We start from the raw sequence: 16619 nt of genomic DNA, 5'->3' as shown, positions 1-16619 counted from the left end.
GCACTTTTTGCGAAAATAAACTCTAACGTACCAACGTACGCCGACGAGTTCATTTTCGCAAAATCCGAACTAATTTCTCGCCATCTGATTTTATAATGATGTTTTATTTTTCTCGTTCGCTTATAATACCTTGTCTGTACGCCTCTATAAGCTCCTTTAAATCGGCTATATTTTCTTTCAATTTCTTACCATTGTCGGTATCGCCGACAAGTATTCTGTTAAATGCATGCTGAACGGCGACTTGGTTGGACACAATATCTTTGCCGTTTTGAATAACCTGTTCTGCCGATTCAAACGGCTCGTGTGCCGTTAATGTCAGTCCGTATGAATTATATGTAAGAGTATATCCGGCAATTCCGGTAACTTTATGATACGGCTTTGAAAAACCGCCGTCAATCATTATAACCTTGCCGTCGCATTTAAGCGGATTTTCACCCTCGCTTTGATGTACGGGAACGTGACCGTTTATAATATGCCCCGTTCCGTCAAGACCGAACTCTTCAAAAATCCTGTTTGTCGCGTCCTCCGTTTCAATCAAATCATAATACGCATTTTTTTCTTCGTGATGTGAAGTTTTATCCTCAATAAAGTATCTTTCAAACGTTGTCATTCTGTCACGACCAAACAATGGTGAACCCGAACCGCTCCAAAGATACCACAAAATATCACCGCCGATGCTTTTTTCTTTTTTATTGTTTGAAACAAGCACTTTTCTCACGCAAGCCTCATAGGCGTCATACAAATCTTTACCGCTGTACTCCTTGCCGTTCACATTAACTGCTTTAAAACTGCCGTCACTGTTCATCGGCACACAGCCGTGAAACAGCAAGTTACCGTTATAAACCTTATACATACCGCCTTTTTTCAGCATTAACTGCATATGTTTCTGCAATTTTTCACACTTCACAAAGGCGCTGTAAAGTTTATTCATCATATCTTCTTCACGTTCGGTAAGTTTATACGGATTTTCCTTGTCAATCGTAGGAAAATTGACATCTTTCATTTTATAAACATTTTCACCGATAGTTACCGTACCGTTTTCAAAGTCAATTTTATCAAGCAAGCACCTTTCGTCCATATCAAATTCAGGGTGATTTTGTATAAGCTGTCCCTCAAGTTTGAATTGAATAACGGTAATCGCCTTGTGCATTTTCATTTCAAGTTCGATTTCCGTTTCGTATGAGTGTTTTTTGTTTTTAATTTCAAAACAACTGCAGTCATCATCTGCATACACGCTCATAGCAAACGTTGCAAGCGGTATCATATTAATTCCGTAACCGTCCTCGATAACGTCAAGATTGCCGTATCTGATACTGTTTCTGATAACGGTTGCAATGCAAGCAGGATTGCCGACAGCCGCACCCATCCAAAGAATATCGTGGTTGCCCCACTGAATATCAAGTGAATGATAAGAGCAAAGCTTATCCATTATCTTATGCGCACCGCTGCCCCTGTCGTATATATCGCCTATTATGTGCAAATGGTCAACGACAAGTCGTTGTATAAGTTCCGCTATTGCGATAATAAACTTTTCCGCCGCACCGATTTCAAGAATTGTATTCACTATTCCGTCATAATACGCACCGCGATTTAAAACCTCAGGTTTTTCCGTTATAAGTTCTTCGATAACATACGCATATGCCGGCGGAAGTGCTTTTCTGACCTTTGAACGCGTGTATTTTGACGAAACCACCTTACATATTTCAATAAGCCTGTAAAGCGTTATTTTGTACCAATTTTCCGTATCTTTATCAAGGCTTTTTATGTAATCTATTTTTTCTTTTGGATAGTAAATAAGTGACGCAAGCTCACTCTTGTCATTTGTACCAAGTGTATGCCCGAATACATCATCAATCTTCTTTCTGACCGCACCGCTGCCGTTTCTCAAAACGTGCGAAAACGACTCATATTCACCGTGAATATCAGAAAGAAAATGTTCCGTTCCCTTTGGCAAATTCAGAATTGACTGCAAGTTGATAATCTCCGTAGACGCTTTGTCTATCGTCGGATAAAGTTCCGATAGTCTTTCGAGGTATCTCACAAATTCCGTTTTCATATGTCCGCTCCTTATATTTTGGTACTTTATTTTTATTATACTATGCTATATTTGTTTTGTCAATTTGATACATTTTTAACAAAGAAAAAGCTATCGCAAATATGCGATAGCTTTTAGACTTATTCTTCACCTTTAAATTCATCACTGTGACCTGCAAGATAATCTTCAAAGTTCTTGTATTCTGCCTTATGCTGTTGAGGCTTGAAGTCAGCTTTATAAGTTGTTGTATAACTTCCTGTTTTTTCTGCAACAGGCTTATCCGAATGATTTCTGTGCGGCTTTGGACTTCTTTTTTTATAGCCGTCCTTTTTGTAACCGCCCTTACCGTAAGGCTTTGCATTCTTAGGTGCAATTACGACTTTACGATACGGTTCTGAACCTACAGAATAAGTTGTTACTGTTTCGCTGTCTTGAAGATTTGAATGAATTATTCTTCTTTCATACGGATTCATCGGCTCTAAAGTAAACTTCTTACCTGTCTTTGTAACCTTATCGGCAAGACGTGTTGAAAGTGCCAACAATGCCTCCTCACGTTTTTCTCTGTAATTTTCAGTATCTATTGAAACCTTGATATAATCATCTGATCTTTGGTTTACAACAAGTGAAGTAAGATACTGCAAGCTGTCAAGAGTATCACCTCTTTTACCGATTACAATACCCATATTTTCGCCTGAAAGGTCGATTGAAACAGACTGTTCCTCCATCTTTGCGTCAATGGCAACGTCAAGATCCATTGCGTTAAATATGTCGCTTAGGAATTTCTTAGCGTCATCAGCCGGATCGCCAAGTGATTCTTTCTTCACTTTCGGCTCACGCTTTACAGGCTTAACTTCTGTTTCTGCTACTTCTTCTTTTTCTTGAACATAAGTTTCATTTACAGGTTCTTCGCTCTTTATAAGAGTTACTCTAACACGTGCATCTCTTGCACCGATTCCCAAAAATCCTTTTGAACCCTCGTCAAGAACTTCTATTTCAACGTCCTCTCTGCTTGCGTTAAGCTCTTTTAATGCAAGTTCGATTGCGTCTTGTTTATTTTTTGCGTTTTTTTCTATGCTGTTGTTTCTTTTCTGGAACTGTGACAACGATCTCTTCCCCTTTCTTATCTAAAAAAGCATTTAGTATCAACTGCTGAAGAATTTGTACAACTGAGCTTATAATCCAGTACAATCCAAGACCTGCCGGAAGTGTAACTGTAAAGAACGCTGTCATTACCGGCATCATAAGATTCATTGACTTTGTCATTTGAGCAGCCTGACCTTCTGTGTTTTGATTTTGACCTGTCTGTGCCTGAGTAACTTTCATTGAAATTACCGACGCAATAACCGCCAAAACAGGAATTAGCAGCAATAATATAACACTCATATTTGAAAAATCAAGTGCCATAATATGTCCGAAAGCCGCTGACGGTGCGTTTGAAAGGTCAAGACCAAGGAAATTGAAATTCAATACCCAAGGGTGAACTCCGCCCGAAACACCTTCAAGAGCCGTTCCCTGTGTTCCGACAATACCTGCCCACTTTGAAAGCTGGATTTGCGAATTGTTCGCAAGCTGTTCCATTGTAACATTAGCAAGATTACCAATGTTATATCCCAAATTTACCATTGCGTCCTTTAGACGGATAACTTCGTTAATAACCGACGCATTAGCCCAATCAACACCTGCAAGGTATGAAAGAGGTTTCTGAATAACCTGATAAAGACCAATCAATATAGGCATTTGAATAAGCATAGGCAAGCAGCCGCCTGTCATACTTATATTATTTTCCTTATAAATCTTCATCATTTCACGCTGAAGTTTTTCTTGGTCATTTGCATACTTCTTTTGAAGTTCAGCCATCAGCGGCTGTATTTTTTGCTGTTTCTTCATAGCCTTTTGCGAATGTATGTTAAGCGGAATTAAAATCAGCTTTATAAGAATCGTAAAGATAATTATCGCAAGACCATAATTTGAAACAAGATTATAGATGTGCTCAATTATAAAGCCCATCGGTCGTGTAATAAGATATTCAAACATATGTCTTATTTTTCCTCTCCGCTGCCTTTATGTTTATCGGGTACAGGGTCATAGCCGCCCTTATGAAACGGATGACATCTCAATATTCTTCTTACGGCAAGATATGTCCCGTACAAAGCACCGTATTTCTCTATTGCCTCTCTTGCATATTGTGAACAGGTCGGGACAAACCGGCAGCACGCCCCGCCTTTATACGGTGAAATTTGGTGTCTGTAAAAATCAATCAATGCGATTAAAAATTTTTTCATTTAATTAGTCCCAGCTTTCTCATAGCAAACCTAATATCGCCTTGAATCTGCGACTGTGTTTTTCCAACAGCTCTGTTTCGTGCAACAATTATGAAGTCATAACCCTTTTCAATATCATCTTCCATAAGGCGATAACTCTCACGCATAAGCCTTTTCAAGCGATTTCGCGTAACAGCCTTACCGGTCGCCTTACCGACTCTCAAACCAAGACGGTTAAACTGATATTTATTTTTCTTCATATATACAACGGTATATCCTCCGACAAAGTTATCACCCTTGTATGCACGTCTGAAATCTCTGTTGAGTTTTAAACTTTGAGTGTTTTTCATATTAAACCTCATTTGTCTTATTATGAAAAAAAGGCAACAAGCAAAGAATTCCTCCCCGCTTCCTGCCTACATCTTCATATATTATGCAGATAACTTCTTTCTGCCCTTCTGTCTTCTGCTAGCCAAAATCTTTCTGCCTGACTTAGTAGACATTCTCTTTCTGAAACCGTGTTCCTTAGCTCTTTGACGCTTTTTCGGTTGAAATGTTCTTTTCATTGTTACAGCACCTCCTCTGCTTAATTCCGGCCCCAATCAGCCGTCTTTATTCCTATCATAAAAATAGACACCTCAAATATTATATAGATTTTCTCTCGGATTGTCAAGCATTTTTTACTAAATTCTTTATTTATTTTGCTTTTTCCAATAAATCTTCGAGTTCTTTCTTATTGAAATGGTATTTATTATCACAGAACTGGCAAGTAAGTTCAGCTTCCCCCTGATCCTCAATCAGTTCTTCAAGCTCTTTTTTACCTATTGAAATAAGTGCTTTTTCCATACGCTCTTTTGAACACGTACACTTATATTCCGGTACAACCGCCTTGTTTTCACATACCATCGAAAATCCTTCCGTTACTCTGAACAGAATATCCTCCGCAGTCATACCCTCTTTAATCATTGTCGTAACAGGAGGCAACTCCTTTAATATATCTTCAAGCTGAACCGCCATTTCTTCGGTAGCCTCCGGCATAAGCTGTATCATAAAACCGCCTGCCGCTATTACGCTGTTGTCTGTATCAACAAGCACGCCAAGTGCAACCGATGTAGGTATCTGCTCACTTTTTGCATAATAATATGTCAAGTCCTCCGCAATTTCGCCCGATACAAGCGGAATTTGTCCGACATACGGCTCTTTCAATCCCAAATCGCGTACAACGCTCAAATATCCGCCGCCGATAGCACCGCCGACATCAAGTTTACCTTTATTGTTAAGCGGTCTGTCAACATACGGGTTTGAAACGTAACCTCTGACCCTACTATGACAATCCGTAACGGCAACAAGGTTTGTAATTTCACCCTCGCCCTTTATCTGAACCGTCATACTGTCTGTTTCATTCTTCAATCCTGCCGCACCCATAATTGCCGCACCTGTAAGCAATCTGCCGAGTGCAGCCGTTGCAACCGGATAAGTATGATGTATTCTCTGTGCCTCATTCACAAGGTCGGTTGTCACCGCCGCAAAAACACGGATTGCACCGTCCATACTGTTTCCTCTTACTAATTTATCTGCCATTTATTTATTCTCCTATTCTACAGTAACTTCTATTGTATAATTTTCTGCGAAACTAACATTTTCACCTTCAATTTTTACAGGCAAATTGTATGTTCCCGCTCCAAGTCCGCTTACGTCAACGTAAGCCTTTACATTATCTGTGGTAATTTTTCCTTCCTCACCCCAAACCTGTGCGATGAGTTTATTGTTTATCTTAGCCGTCAAACCTGATTGTACATTTTGTGCCTGTACGGTAAGTTCAAGCTGTGCAACGGCTTTTTTTACTATATCCAATTTATACTTGACTTTTTTATTATCCTCCGGTATATACATACCGCTTGACAATTCAAGTTCATATTCGCCGAAACCGTCTGACGGAACTTTATCTATAAGTGCAATGACTTTATCATCCGTATTAGTTTCGTCCACGCCAACCGTAACGCTTGCAGGTGTGGCAAAAGATTTATCCGCTTTCAAAATATATTCCTTGTCAAGCTCTGCCGAAAGTCTTGGCACAACAGGCAAAAGTTTTGCGTCATATATCGTATTTACAACCTCCACATAAGAACGTGCACTTTCAATCGTTTCATTCTTGTTTATAAGTTCACCGTTTGTGTCCGTCAGAAGATAGTTCACGTTTTCCACGCCGTCCTCTTGAATACTTGACACATCAACCGTTGCAATAGCACCTGCAACCTCGTCTATTTCACTTTTTGCACCTGTTATTGTGACAGTCGGATTATTTACAGACGATTTTACTATCTTGTCTTTGAGCATACCGGTCTGTTTTACAGTAACCTCAATATCTTTCATTTCAAGCGGTTCAACCGTAATCGGAATATCTCCGTACTTTTCCTTTTCAACTGAAATTCTCGTTGTCGGAATTGAAATCACTCCCGACAAATTATATTCACCCGTTGAGTCAATATCGCTGACATCAACCTGAACATATATATCGTCCATAAAATTCATAAGGTCACTTCGTTTACCCGTTACAACAACCGACAATTCGGGAATTTTATCCTTACCGGTCACCGCAAGTTTTTTATCCCTAAGCGACATTTCACCGACAAATCTTACATTCAAATCCGAAACGGTAGTCGTAATATCGGGGTCATTCACATATATAACCATAAACCACACGATTACTGCAAGGAAAACCGAAAGTATTACGGTTTTCAGCTTTTGAGTATTCGTTACATTCGCTTTCTTCTCCGTCATTTCGTCCTCCAAAACATAATCTTATCTATCTTTTCGTTCGTTTCCTGCTTTTGACTCATAATCTTTTTAAGTGCCTTTGCAAGCGACTCTCTTGAAAGATTACGCGTAAGCGAGCCGTTTAACGCTATGGAAATCTTGCCTGTTTCTTCGCTCACCACTATAATAACCGCGTCTGTGACTTCGCTGAGTCCTATCGCCGCTCTGTGACGTGTACCCAAATCTCTTGATAAATTATTATTTGCGGTAAGCGGCAAAAGACAGCCGGCTGTCACAATTTTATTATTCCTTATTATAACCGCACCGTCATGCAAAGGTGTGTTCGGTACAAATATATTCTCCAAAAGCCCGCTTGATACATTCGCGTCAAGCATTGTTCCCGTACTTATATATTCACCCAATCGCGTTGCACGTTCCATTACAATAAGCGCACCAGTCTTTGTCGCCGACATATTCGCGGCGGCTTGTGCAATCGAATCTATAACCCTGTGTAAATCGTCCTCTGTAGTGTCCGACGCAAAATCAATTATGCGTCCGACTTTGAAACGCCCCATTCTTTCAAGCAAATTACGCAATTCGGGCTGAAATATTACGATTACCGCAAATGCACCGATTTGCATTGCACCGCCTAAAATATAGTTCAAAGCATTAAGTTTCAGCCACTGACTTAAAAAGAATGCCATAAACAAAAATATAATACCTTTTACAAGTTGCATTGCTCTTGTTTCACGAATTAAATTTATAAGATAATACACTATAACCGAAACTATCAATATATCAATTAAATCACTTATTCTAAGCAACTGTACATATTTTACCAAGTATTCCAAAAACGCATTCATATTCAGATACTCCTTTCATTTTTCTTGGAGCTTAAGGCGATATATCCTCTATATGACCTCAGTTGTTTACTATTATACTACATTTTCGATTGTATGGCTATACAAATTTAAAAAATTTTATTGTATATTTCGAGTTTTTGTGTTATAATGTTTGATAAATTCGTAAAACGAAAGGAAGTATTTTTTATGAAGAAACAAATTTTAAGCATTTCTCTTGCAGCTGCACTTGCAGTTTCATGCACAGGTATTGCTATGGCAGAGGATAAAACTCCTACTGTATTCGTGAACCAAGGTCAAATCTTTTTTGACGACCAAGCCCCTGTAATTCTTGGCGAAGGTACTACTCTTGTTCCTGCAAGAGGCGTATTTGAGGCTATGGGTGCAAAGGTTGAATGGAAAGAAGATACAAGAACTGTTGACGTTACAAGTTCTGATAACAAAACTCTTATCAGATTGACTATCGACGACAGTACAATGAAAGTTTTTGACGTAAGCGGTGTTTTCGGAGCTCTTATGTCAGGACAAGACTTCGTTGCTCCTGAAAATGACGTAACTTTGGACGTTGCTCCTCAAATCATCAGCGACAGAACTATGATTCCTCTAAGAGCAATCAGCGAGGCTCTTGACGCAGATGTTCAATGGAACGGTGAAGATTATACAATCAATATCACAACAGCTAACGCTCCTTCAGCAGACGCAGGCGTTCCTGCATTGTCACTTTCAGCTGACAAGCTAACAGCCGCTAAGGACGAAGAAGTTGTTCTTTCTGTAAACGCAGAAAATCTTCCGGCTGAAAAATTTGTTTCAGGCGTAACTGCAACTGTTAAGTATGACCCTACTGCATTTGAATTCGTAAAAGCCGAACTTGTAAACGGCGACAACGTAATCGAAGGTGCAATCGGTGCCGCAAACCCTGAATTTACATACGGTTATGTAAAAGCCGCATCTATTACTGTTAATGCCGAAACAGCAGTTAAGACAGACGGTGCTGTTATGAAACTTACATTTAAGTCACTTACAGGCGAAAAGGGTTCATTCCAACTTTCAAACGGATACAACACAAAGCTTGGTTTCAACACATCACTTCTTGTTGACTCAGTTAGCAATGTAGGCAATAAATCAGTACAATATGAAGGTGATGATCTAAAGATCAGCCAAGCTGAAGTTGTTATAAACGGTACTGATACTCCTGCCGAAACAGTTAAACCAACTGCTACTGCAGACCCAACAGCTACTGTTGCTCCTGAGGCTACTGCAGACCCAACAGCCACTGTTGCTCCTGAGGCTACCGCAGACCCATCTGCTACTGTAGCACCGACAAAAACTCCGGCTGAAACAGCTGCTCCGACAGCTACTCCGGCTGCATAATTAAATACAAAAATTTATATAGTTGCTCAAATGAGCAACTATATTTTTTTGCATAAATAAGGCAGTCGCAAAAATGTGACTGCCTTATTTAGGTTTTATTTTTTAACAGTAAACTTATCGTCCTCAACATCTACAGTAATGCTGTCACCGCTCTTAATGTTACCGTCAATGATTTCTTCCGAAAGCATATCTTCGATTTCGTTTTGAATTGCACGTCTTAAAGGTCTTGCACCGTATACAGGGTCAAAGCCCGACTTAGTAATTTTGCTTACGGCACTCTCCGTAAATGTTACATTGATTTCATTCGCATTCAAACGTTTTTCAAGAGATTTAAGCATAAGTTTTGCAATTTCCTTGATGTTATCCTCTGTCAATCTGTCAAATACGATTATATCGTCAATTCTGTTAAGGAATTCAGGTTTAAACGCACGTTTAACTTCTTCCATAACTTTATTCTTGATACTATCGTGTTCACTGATGTTCTTGTCCTTTTCCTCGTCTTTCTTGAAACCAAGTTTAGATGATACATTGCCGAGAATTTCTTTTGCGCCAAGGTTAGATGTCATAATGATAACAGTGTTCTTGAAGTCTACTTTTCTGCCCTGTGCGTCTGTAAGAATACCGTCATCAAGAATTTGCAGCATAATGTTGAATACGTCAGGATGTGCCTTTTCGATTTCATCGAACAAGATTACCGAATAAGGGTGTTTTCTGATTTTTTCAGTAAGCTGACCGCCCTCTTCAAATCCTACATATCCCGGAGGTGAGCCGATAAATTTAGATACGGCGTGCTTCTCCATATATTCCGACATATCTACACGGATAAGTGCATTTTCACTGCCGAACATCGCTTCAGCCAAAGTCTTTGAAAGTTCTGTTTTACCTACACCGGTAGGACCTAAGAACAAGAACGAGCCAATCGGACGTTTAGGGTCTTTAAGTCCGGCTCTGCCACGCTTGATTGCTTTCGCAACCGCACTTACTGCCTCGTCCTGACCGATAACTCTTGCGTGAAGAATATTTTCAAGATTTTTTAATCTCTCCATTTCTTCCTCTTTCAATCTTGCGGCAGGAATATGAGTCCAGTCTGCCAAGATGTCGGCAATATCGTCCTCGTCTACAACAAGTCCCGAAGATGAACCTGTACCTTTCCAAGAAGATTTTAGTTTTTCAACTTCTTCTTTCAATACCTTTTCTTCATCACGGATTTTTGCGGCTTTTTCAAAATCTTGTGCAGTTATAGCCTCTTGTTTTTCCGACTGCAATTTTTCAAGTTTCTTTTCTTTTTCTTTCAAATCATCAGGCTCTGTCTGTGATCCAAGACGTTTTTTAGATGCCGCCTCATCAATAAGGTCGATTGCCTTATCAGGAAGAAATCTGTCTGTGATATAACGTGACGACAATGTTGCGGCGGCTTTCAATGCGTCATCTGTGATTGTTACGCTGTGATGTGCCTCGTACTTGTCACGGATACCTTTCAATATCTCAACCGTTTCTTCTACTGTCGGCTCACCGACTGTTACAGGTTGGAAACGTCTTTCAAGTGCGGCGTCTTTTTCGATATATTTCTTATATTCTTTAAGCGTTGTCGCACCGATAAGCTGCAATTCACCTCTTGCAAGGAACGGTTTTAGGATATTCGACGCGTCCATCGAACCTTCGGCACTGCCTGCACCGACGATTGTATGAAATTCATCAATGAACAATATTACATTCTTTGCCGCAAGAACTTCATTTACAACTTTCTTCAAACGTTCTTCAAATTCACCTCTGTATTTTGCACCGGCAACCATACTTGAAAGGTCAACCGATACAAGACGTTTTGTCTTTAACGGCTCAGGAACGTCGCCTGACGCAATTTTCTGAGCAAGTCCCTCAATTACGGCTGTTTTACCTACACCCGGTTCACCTATAAGGCACGGGTTATTCTTTGTACGTCTTGACAAAATCTGAGTTACACGTTCGATTTCCTTACTTCTGCCGATTACGGGGTCAAATTTACCCTCTTTCGCAATAGCTGTAAAGTCACGTCCGAACTGGTCAAGAGTCGGTGTTGACGAATTTGGATTTGGGTGATATTCGCCGCCCGGCTGTGACTCCATTTCAACGTCACCCTCTATTGAACGGACTGTATCCGTATAGAAATTCGGCAAATTAACACCAAGCGATTCAAGAATTTTTGCGGCAACTCCGTCACCGTCACGAATGATAGCCATTAACAAGTGTTCTGTACCTATATAACTGTGGTTCAAACGTCTTGCCTCAAGTGCACTCATTTCCAAAATACGTTTTGAACGCGGTGTAAGCGGAAGTTCGGTCTGCTGTGGGAGAGAAACTCCGATACCGATATATTCGTTTATTTTATCTTTAACCTTTTCGGCGGTTACGCCGTTTTTCTCAAGCACTTTAGCAGCCACTCCGCTACCCTCTCGAATAAGTCCCATAAGAAGATGTTCACTGCCAATATAGTTATGACCCATTTCCGCAGCCGCATCGTGAGCCTCGCTAATCGCAATTCTTGCTTTTTCTGTGAAATTTGAGAATAACATAATAATCAACTCCTTTTCTTCTATGTGTTATTTGTTATTTAGATATTGTTTCTTATTAATTCTGCACGTTTTTTATCACGTTCATTCGGTGATAATTCCTTACCATCACACACAAGCGCCGGCTCTGAAAGCACCATACATTCAAGCGGTGCAATTTTGCTTTCCTTTGGAATTATACCCAAACTTTGTCCAAGCATTACATCGGACAAAAGTGATTTTGCCTCTGATGACGACACACTTCGTGCATATTTAAGTGTACCGTATGAGCGGAACAATCTGTCCGCAATGACGTCATAATTTTTTTCTTTAAGCATATTTCTTGCTTTTGTTTCCATATCGATAATCTGATTAACCACATTAGTCAATTTTTCGATTACCTGACTTTCGGAAAGTCCCAAAGTAATTCTGTTTGAAATCTGATACAAATTACCGTATGCCTTTGTACCCTCACCGTAAAGACCTCTTACTTCAATGCCAAGACTGCCTGCCGAAGAAATAACTCTGTTGATATTCTCGGTCATTGTAAGTGCAGGCAAGTGCATCATTACCGACGCTCTCATACCTGTACCTGTATTAGTAGGGCAAGCTGTCAAGTAACCGAAATCATTATCAAAAGCATATGTGATATTTTCTTCGATTACATCATCAACCTTGCTTGCAAGTGAGTAAGCCTCGTCAAGTGCAAAGCCGTCTTTTATAATCTGAAGTCTGATATGGTCCTCCTCCATAAGCATAATGCTCATTGTCCGGTCTTTGCTTATCATAACCGACTTACCTTTGCCCTCGCACATAACAGGACTTATAAGATGTTCTTCGGCAAGCTCCTGTTTTCTGATAAGCGGTGTATTATCAAGGTCAATAAAGTCAAAATCCTTTGCCAATGTCGAATTACCGCCCAAAACAGCGTTTTTAATTTTTTCTGTTACTTCCTTTGTGTCCTTTAGGGCATTCGGGAACGGTGTTTTATCAACATTTCTCGCAAGACGTATTCTTGTTGAAACAACTATGTCCGAATTATTATTTTTATACCAAATCATGACTTTTTCACCTCATTTTCTATTTCACGAATCTGTTTATGAAGTTTTGCGGCTGTTTCGTAATCCTCATTTTTAACCGCCGCCGAAAGTTCTTGCTTTAGTGTTTCGTACTTTCTCTTTAATTTAAGTTCTTCGCCTGACTTTGACGGTATCTTACCGACATGAACGGTACTCGGATGAATTTGTCGTAATGTTTCGGTTACAGGACCTCTGAACACTTTGTAACATTCACTGCACCCAAGCTTGCCATCTCGTCTGAAATCGGAATAAGTACGTCCGCAAACGGGACATTTCTTTTCCTCTTTATAAGTTGTCGGCTGCATAAACCAATCAAACCCATCAAACAAATCTGAAAATAAATCATACATTCCAATCATCCTCCTTATTTACCTGCCATAGCAAGCATATTCTTAAATATATTTGCTCTTACTTTGTCTTTTTGTGGTTGATTAACAGTCAAAGAATTGTCGCATATTCCGCTGAATATAATTGAAGCTGTTCTTTCATCAAGAGCGTTGTGCCTGATTAAGTTTGCCAAATATGATTTAGCGGTTTTCTCGTCAAGGCTTTCGCCTACGGCTTTGATGGTCTGCATTATGATACCATCTTCGTGCTTTACCTGTTTAATCCTCAAATAACCTCCGCCGCCTCGTCTTGATTCGACGATATAACCGTGTTCGGGATTAAACCTTGTTGAAATAACGTAATTAATTTGTGACGGAACACATCCGAATATTGAAGCAAGTTCGTTTCGTTTAAGCTCCAACCATTCGTCCGTATCGTCTTTCAGAAGTTCGTTTATGAAAGCTTCTATCTTATCACTCATACCCATTTTTTAATCACCTCTTTGACTTTGACTTTCTTTGACCTTTCATCTATTATTATACTCACATTGTTTCTTTTGTCAATGAATATTTTGTATTTAGTTTTTTAACAATTTGTGAACACAAAAAAGATGAGGTTTCCCTCATCTTTGATTGCAAGTAAAAAGGACAGTTTTTAAACTGTCCTTTAGTATTACTTATTAAACAATGTACCGTTTTTCTGCTTTTCGCAAGCGTCATAATAGCTTTCCGGTGTACCGATGTCAATACGAACTGCGTCAAACACATATGCGTACACATCGTTTTTTCCGATAAGCCACGGTATGAAGTGTCCCGGTGCGTCGGGATTATTGCCCTCTTTCAAATATTCATCTATAAGAGGCAGTGTATCGCGTTTATACAGATAAAACGGCGGTACACCCAAATCCGATTTAGGTTGTTTCGGCTTTTCTTCAAAACTTGTCACCTTGCCGTCACCGTCAAGTTCAACAACGCCCATAGAATGTAAATCTTCTTTATTCTCAATCGTATGCGCACAAATCATATCAGCGTTTTTACTGCGGTACATATCCACAAAATCGCAAAGCGAAAAATCAAATATATTATCGCTTGCCATAACAAGAATTTCATCATTGATATTTTCCGTATCAATAACGTACTTCAAATCACCGATTGCGCCGAGTCTGTTATCATTACTAGTTGTATGGTCGTTAATAACCTTAACTTTTTTCGGGCCTTTATAGCTTTCGCACCACTTTTCAAACTGCTTATAAAACTTTTCGTTAGTCACAATGTAGATATTTTCGACATCGCTAACCTCGTCAATTTTATCCGTAACCATTTCCAAAATAGTCTTGTCACCGAGTTTTAAAAGTGCCTTAGGCATATTTTCCGTAAGCGGATACAATCTTGTGGCATAGCCTGCCGCCAACAACACACACTGCATAATTATCTCCTATTTATTTTCAAGTTTACTGACAAGATTCTTAATCTTTGTAACAGGGTTAAGAAGACTTGATATAGTTTCATCATGGTTAAGAGTATCGATAAGAAGTGAGATATATTTTGACATATCAACTTCACAGTACCATTCACGAGTTGCAAGGTCAGGATTTCTGTAAATCAAGTTTGTTGTGAAAATCTTATCAACAATACCGTCTGCCGCCGCTTTATCAAAGCACTCAAGACCGTTACAGAAAAGACCGAATGACGCAAATACGAATATTCTCTTTGCACCCTGCTTTTTAAGGTTATTTGCAACGTCAATTACAGATTCACCCGATGAAATCATATCGTCAACGATAATAACGTCCTTACCGTTTACGTCACGTCCCAAATATTCGTGAGCCTCAATAGGGTTTTTGCCGTTTACGATTACAGAGTAATCACGTCTTTTATAGAACATACCAAGGTCAAGCTTTAGCACTGATGAATAGTACATACATCTTGACATACCGCCTTCATCAGGAGAGATTACAATAGTATCTTTTTTGTTTAGTGATATATCAGGAACGGCTCTGACAAGTGCCTTTATCATCTGATATGTCGCTTGAACATCATCAAAACCTGCAAGTGGAATTGCATTTGAAATTCTCGGATCGTGTGCGTCAAATGTAATGATATTTGACACGCCCATATGAACAAGTTCTTGAAGCATAAGTGCCGCGTCAAGTGATTCACGACCGTTTCTTCTGTGCTGTCTGCCCTCGTAAAGCATAGGCATTACGACAGTAACACGTCTTGCCTTACCGCCCATTGCGGCAATAACACGTTTCAAATCCTGATAATGGTCATCAGGACTCATATGATTTTCAACTCCGTACATTTTATAGGTAACACCGTAATTGAACACATCGCATATGATATACACGTCATGACCTCTTACGGTTTCATCGATAACGCATTTTCCTTCGCCTGTACCAAATCTCGGACAAGTTACATGAGTAACATAAGTTTCTGTATCCTCATAACCTCTAAAAGCTCTAAGATATTCATCAATCTTAGCCGTTATGCCTTCACAGCCTTTCATACTTATGATACTAAGCTTGCCGACTATCGGTGTTTCGTTACTTATAAAGTTGTTTGTCATTGTAATTCTCCTTCTTACTGGATATGTATTAAATTTTCTCTCTCCTCGACGGATTTTTTCCGTCTACGACCTTATTTTACATTTACATTACAAATATATCATAAGTAGCGATATTTTTCAAGTGACATATCGTATTATTTTGCATAAAAAGTATAAAAATATTTTGTACAAAATTATTTATTTTTGAATTTCACTTAAAAGTTGTTTTATTGATTTTCCATTTACGGGATTTTTTATATAAGGCGCTATCTCACAAAGCGGTTTTAAAACAAATTCTCTGTTTTCCATTTCGATATGAGGTATGATTAAATCGTCCTCGTACATAACAACATCGTCATAAAGAATAATATCCAAATCAAGTGTTCTCGGTCCCCAATGAACAATGCGTTCTCTGTTATGTGCCTGTTCGATTTTATGCAAAAAATCAAGCAATTCATACGGTGTGTAAAGCGTTTCAAGTTCAAGACAGCCGTTTAAAAAATCGTCCTGTTCAACACCGCCGACAGGCTCTGTCACGATAAACTCCGACACTTTTTTCACTCTGCAATACTTATCCGCGTCAAGTTCTTTGACAGCACCGTCAAGGTGACCTTTGCTGTCACCCATATTTGAACCGAGTGCAATATATGCCCTATGCCATTTTCTCGTTATGCTCACTTCCACAGTATCAACACTCATCATAATCGGCGCCCAAGGTTTTTTTAATGTTATTGTTACTTCTCTTATTAAATCGTATTCAAGCAATATTTTCTCGGCAATATTTTCCGCTGCCGCCTCAATAAGCTTAAATGTGTTGTTTCTCATTACTTTGGTAATAAGATTACACACTTCTGCAT

General features: G+C 39.3%; 16 protein-coding genes and 1 pseudogene. 1 reads left to right on the top strand and 16 read right to left on the bottom strand.

What is annotated here, in order from left to right; genetic code table 11:
- Positions 1–103 precede the first annotated feature (103 nt).
- The 9 genes and pseudogenes from ACLTU0_RS02750 to cdaA all read right to left on the bottom strand — a co-directional run bounded on the left by ACLTU0_RS02750 (position 104) and on the right by cdaA (position 7916).
- Complete coding sequence (locus ACLTU0_RS02750) at positions 104–2056, bottom strand: fructose-1,6-bisphosphatase (protein WP_412293579.1); 1953 nt, start codon at positions 2054–2056, stop codon at positions 104–106.
- A gap of 341 nt (positions 2057–2397) precedes the next feature.
- A pseudogene (gene jag, locus ACLTU0_RS02745) lies at positions 2398–3138 on the bottom strand (RNA-binding cell elongation regulator Jag/EloR); the annotation flags it as partial.
- A complete protein-coding gene (locus ACLTU0_RS02740) occupies positions 3086–4069 on the bottom strand; it encodes a YidC/Oxa1 family membrane protein insertase (RefSeq protein ID WP_412321329.1) in 984 nt (327 codons plus the stop codon). The gene ACLTU0_RS02740 and the pseudogene jag, both read right to left, overlap by 53 nt.
- A 5-nt stretch (positions 4070–4074) precedes the next feature.
- Complete coding sequence (yidD, locus tag ACLTU0_RS02735) at positions 4075–4317, bottom strand: membrane protein insertion efficiency factor YidD (protein WP_022231033.1); 243 nt, start codon at positions 4315–4317, stop codon at positions 4075–4077.
- On the bottom strand, positions 4314–4646 hold the full coding sequence (gene rnpA, locus ACLTU0_RS02730) for a ribonuclease P protein component (RefSeq protein WP_022231032.1): 333 nt from the start codon (positions 4644–4646) through the stop codon (positions 4314–4316). The genes yidD and rnpA overlap by 4 nt, the downstream gene beginning before the upstream one ends.
- 81 nt (positions 4647–4727) lie before the next feature.
- Positions 4728–4862 carry a 50S ribosomal protein L34 gene (gene rpmH, locus ACLTU0_RS02725; protein WP_022231031.1) on the bottom strand — a complete coding sequence of 45 codons (135 nt, stop codon included), beginning with the start codon at positions 4860–4862 and terminating at the stop codon, positions 4728–4730.
- Between the two features lie 130 nt (positions 4863–4992).
- The gene (hslO, locus tag ACLTU0_RS02720; RefSeq protein WP_117965245.1) at positions 4993–5877 is read right to left on the bottom strand and encodes an Hsp33 family molecular chaperone HslO; all 885 of its coding nucleotides are present in this window, start codon (positions 5875–5877) and stop codon (positions 4993–4995) included.
- Between the two features lie 12 nt (positions 5878–5889).
- On the bottom strand, positions 5890–7077 hold the full coding sequence (locus ACLTU0_RS02715) for a YbbR-like domain-containing protein (RefSeq protein ID WP_022231029.1): 1188 nt from the start codon (positions 7075–7077) through the stop codon (positions 5890–5892).
- A complete protein-coding gene (gene cdaA, locus ACLTU0_RS02710) occupies positions 7074–7916 on the bottom strand; it encodes a diadenylate cyclase CdaA (RefSeq protein WP_117965249.1) in 843 nt (280 codons plus the stop codon). The genes ACLTU0_RS02715 and cdaA overlap by 4 nt, the downstream gene beginning before the upstream one ends.
- A 186-nt stretch (positions 7917–8102) precedes the next feature.
- On the opposite strand from cdaA, the gene ACLTU0_RS02705 reads away from it, so the two are divergent.
- Positions 8103–9284, top strand: a complete 1182-nt coding sequence (locus tag ACLTU0_RS02705; RefSeq protein WP_412321328.1) for a stalk domain-containing protein — start codon at positions 8103–8105, stop codon at positions 9282–9284.
- 95 nt (positions 9285–9379) lie between these two features.
- Here ACLTU0_RS02705 and ACLTU0_RS02700 read toward each other — a convergent pair whose 3' ends face one another.
- The 7 genes from ACLTU0_RS02700 to folK form a co-directional block, all read right to left on the bottom strand.
- On the bottom strand, positions 9380–11833 hold the full coding sequence (locus tag ACLTU0_RS02700) for an ATP-dependent Clp protease ATP-binding subunit (protein ID WP_412321327.1): 2454 nt from the start codon (positions 11831–11833) through the stop codon (positions 9380–9382).
- Between the two features lie 38 nt (positions 11834–11871).
- Positions 11872–12870, bottom strand: coding sequence for a protein arginine kinase (locus ACLTU0_RS02695; RefSeq protein WP_022231025.1), 999 nt, complete (start codon positions 12868–12870; stop codon positions 11872–11874).
- Entirely contained in the window at positions 12867–13238 is a 372-nt protein-coding gene (locus tag ACLTU0_RS02690) for a UvrB/UvrC motif-containing protein (protein ID WP_022231024.1), read from the bottom strand. The genes ACLTU0_RS02695 and ACLTU0_RS02690 overlap by 4 nt, the downstream gene beginning before the upstream one ends.
- Positions 13239–13252: 14 nt before the next feature.
- On the bottom strand, positions 13253–13702 hold the full coding sequence (locus ACLTU0_RS02685; RefSeq protein WP_022231023.1) for a CtsR family transcriptional regulator: 450 nt from the start codon (positions 13700–13702) through the stop codon (positions 13253–13255).
- A gap of 185 nt (positions 13703–13887) precedes the next feature.
- Positions 13888–14640, bottom strand: coding sequence for a nucleotidyltransferase family protein (locus ACLTU0_RS02680; protein ID WP_022231022.1), 753 nt, complete (start codon positions 14638–14640; stop codon positions 13888–13890).
- A 9-nt stretch (positions 14641–14649) separates the two neighbouring features.
- Positions 14650–15783 carry a ribose-phosphate pyrophosphokinase gene (locus tag ACLTU0_RS02675; RefSeq protein ID WP_022231021.1) on the bottom strand — a complete coding sequence of 378 codons (1134 nt, stop codon included), beginning with the start codon at positions 15781–15783 and terminating at the stop codon, positions 14650–14652.
- 177 nt (positions 15784–15960) lie between these two features.
- Positions 15961–16619: 2-amino-4-hydroxy-6-hydroxymethyldihydropteridine diphosphokinase (gene folK / locus ACLTU0_RS02670; RefSeq protein WP_412321326.1), on the bottom strand; the 659-nt coding region annotated here is incomplete at its 5' end.

This window comes from Hominilimicola sp. (genome assembly GCF_046972485.1).
Lineage (GTDB): Bacteria > Bacillota > Clostridia > UBA1381 > UBA1381 > Hominilimicola > Hominilimicola fabiformis.
This window is presented reverse-complemented; position numbering and strand designations above follow the sequence as displayed.

What these genes read in the sequence shown, in the direction of transcription:
- ACLTU0_RS02750 (WP_412293579.1), bottom strand. Translation starts at nt 2,056, where the DNA reads ATGAAAACGGAATTTGTGAGATACCTCGAAAGACTATCGGAACTTTAT.
- ACLTU0_RS02740 (WP_412321329.1), bottom strand. Translation starts at nt 4,069, where the DNA reads ATGTTTGAATATCTTATTACACGACCGATGGGCTTTATAATTGAGCAC.
- yidD (WP_022231033.1), bottom strand. Translation starts at nt 4,317, where the DNA reads ATGAAAAAATTTTTAATCGCATTGATTGATTTTTACAGACACCAAATT.
- rnpA (WP_022231032.1), bottom strand. Translation starts at nt 4,646, where the DNA reads ATGAAAAACACTCAAAGTTTAAAACTCAACAGAGATTTCAGACGTGCA.
- rpmH (WP_022231031.1), bottom strand. Translation starts at nt 4,862, where the DNA reads ATGAAAAGAACATTTCAACCGAAAAAGCGTCAAAGAGCTAAGGAACAC.
- hslO (WP_117965245.1), bottom strand. Translation starts at nt 5,877, where the DNA reads ATGGCAGATAAATTAGTAAGAGGAAACAGTATGGACGGTGCAATCCGT.
- ACLTU0_RS02715 (WP_022231029.1), bottom strand. Translation starts at nt 7,077, where the DNA reads ATGACGGAGAAGAAAGCGAATGTAACGAATACTCAAAAGCTGAAAACC.
- cdaA (WP_117965249.1), bottom strand. Translation starts at nt 7,916, where the DNA reads ATGAATGCGTTTTTGGAATACTTGGTAAAATATGTACAGTTGCTTAGA.
- ACLTU0_RS02705 (WP_412321328.1), top strand. Translation starts at nt 8,103, where the DNA reads ATGAAGAAACAAATTTTAAGCATTTCTCTTGCAGCTGCACTTGCAGTT.
- ACLTU0_RS02700 (WP_412321327.1), bottom strand. Translation starts at nt 11,833, where the DNA reads ATGTTATTCTCAAATTTCACAGAAAAAGCAAGAATTGCGATTAGCGAG.
- ACLTU0_RS02695 (WP_022231025.1), bottom strand. Translation starts at nt 12,870, where the DNA reads ATGATTTGGTATAAAAATAATAATTCGGACATAGTTGTTTCAACAAGA.
- ACLTU0_RS02690 (WP_022231024.1), bottom strand. Translation starts at nt 13,238, where the DNA reads ATGTATGATTTATTTTCAGATTTGTTTGATGGGTTTGATTGGTTTATG.
- ACLTU0_RS02685 (WP_022231023.1), bottom strand. Translation starts at nt 13,702, where the DNA reads ATGGGTATGAGTGATAAGATAGAAGCTTTCATAAACGAACTTCTGAAA.
- ACLTU0_RS02680 (WP_022231022.1), bottom strand. Translation starts at nt 14,640, where the DNA reads ATGCAGTGTGTGTTGTTGGCGGCAGGCTATGCCACAAGATTGTATCCG.
- ACLTU0_RS02675 (WP_022231021.1), bottom strand. Translation starts at nt 15,783, where the DNA reads ATGACAAACAACTTTATAAGTAACGAAACACCGATAGTCGGCAAGCTT.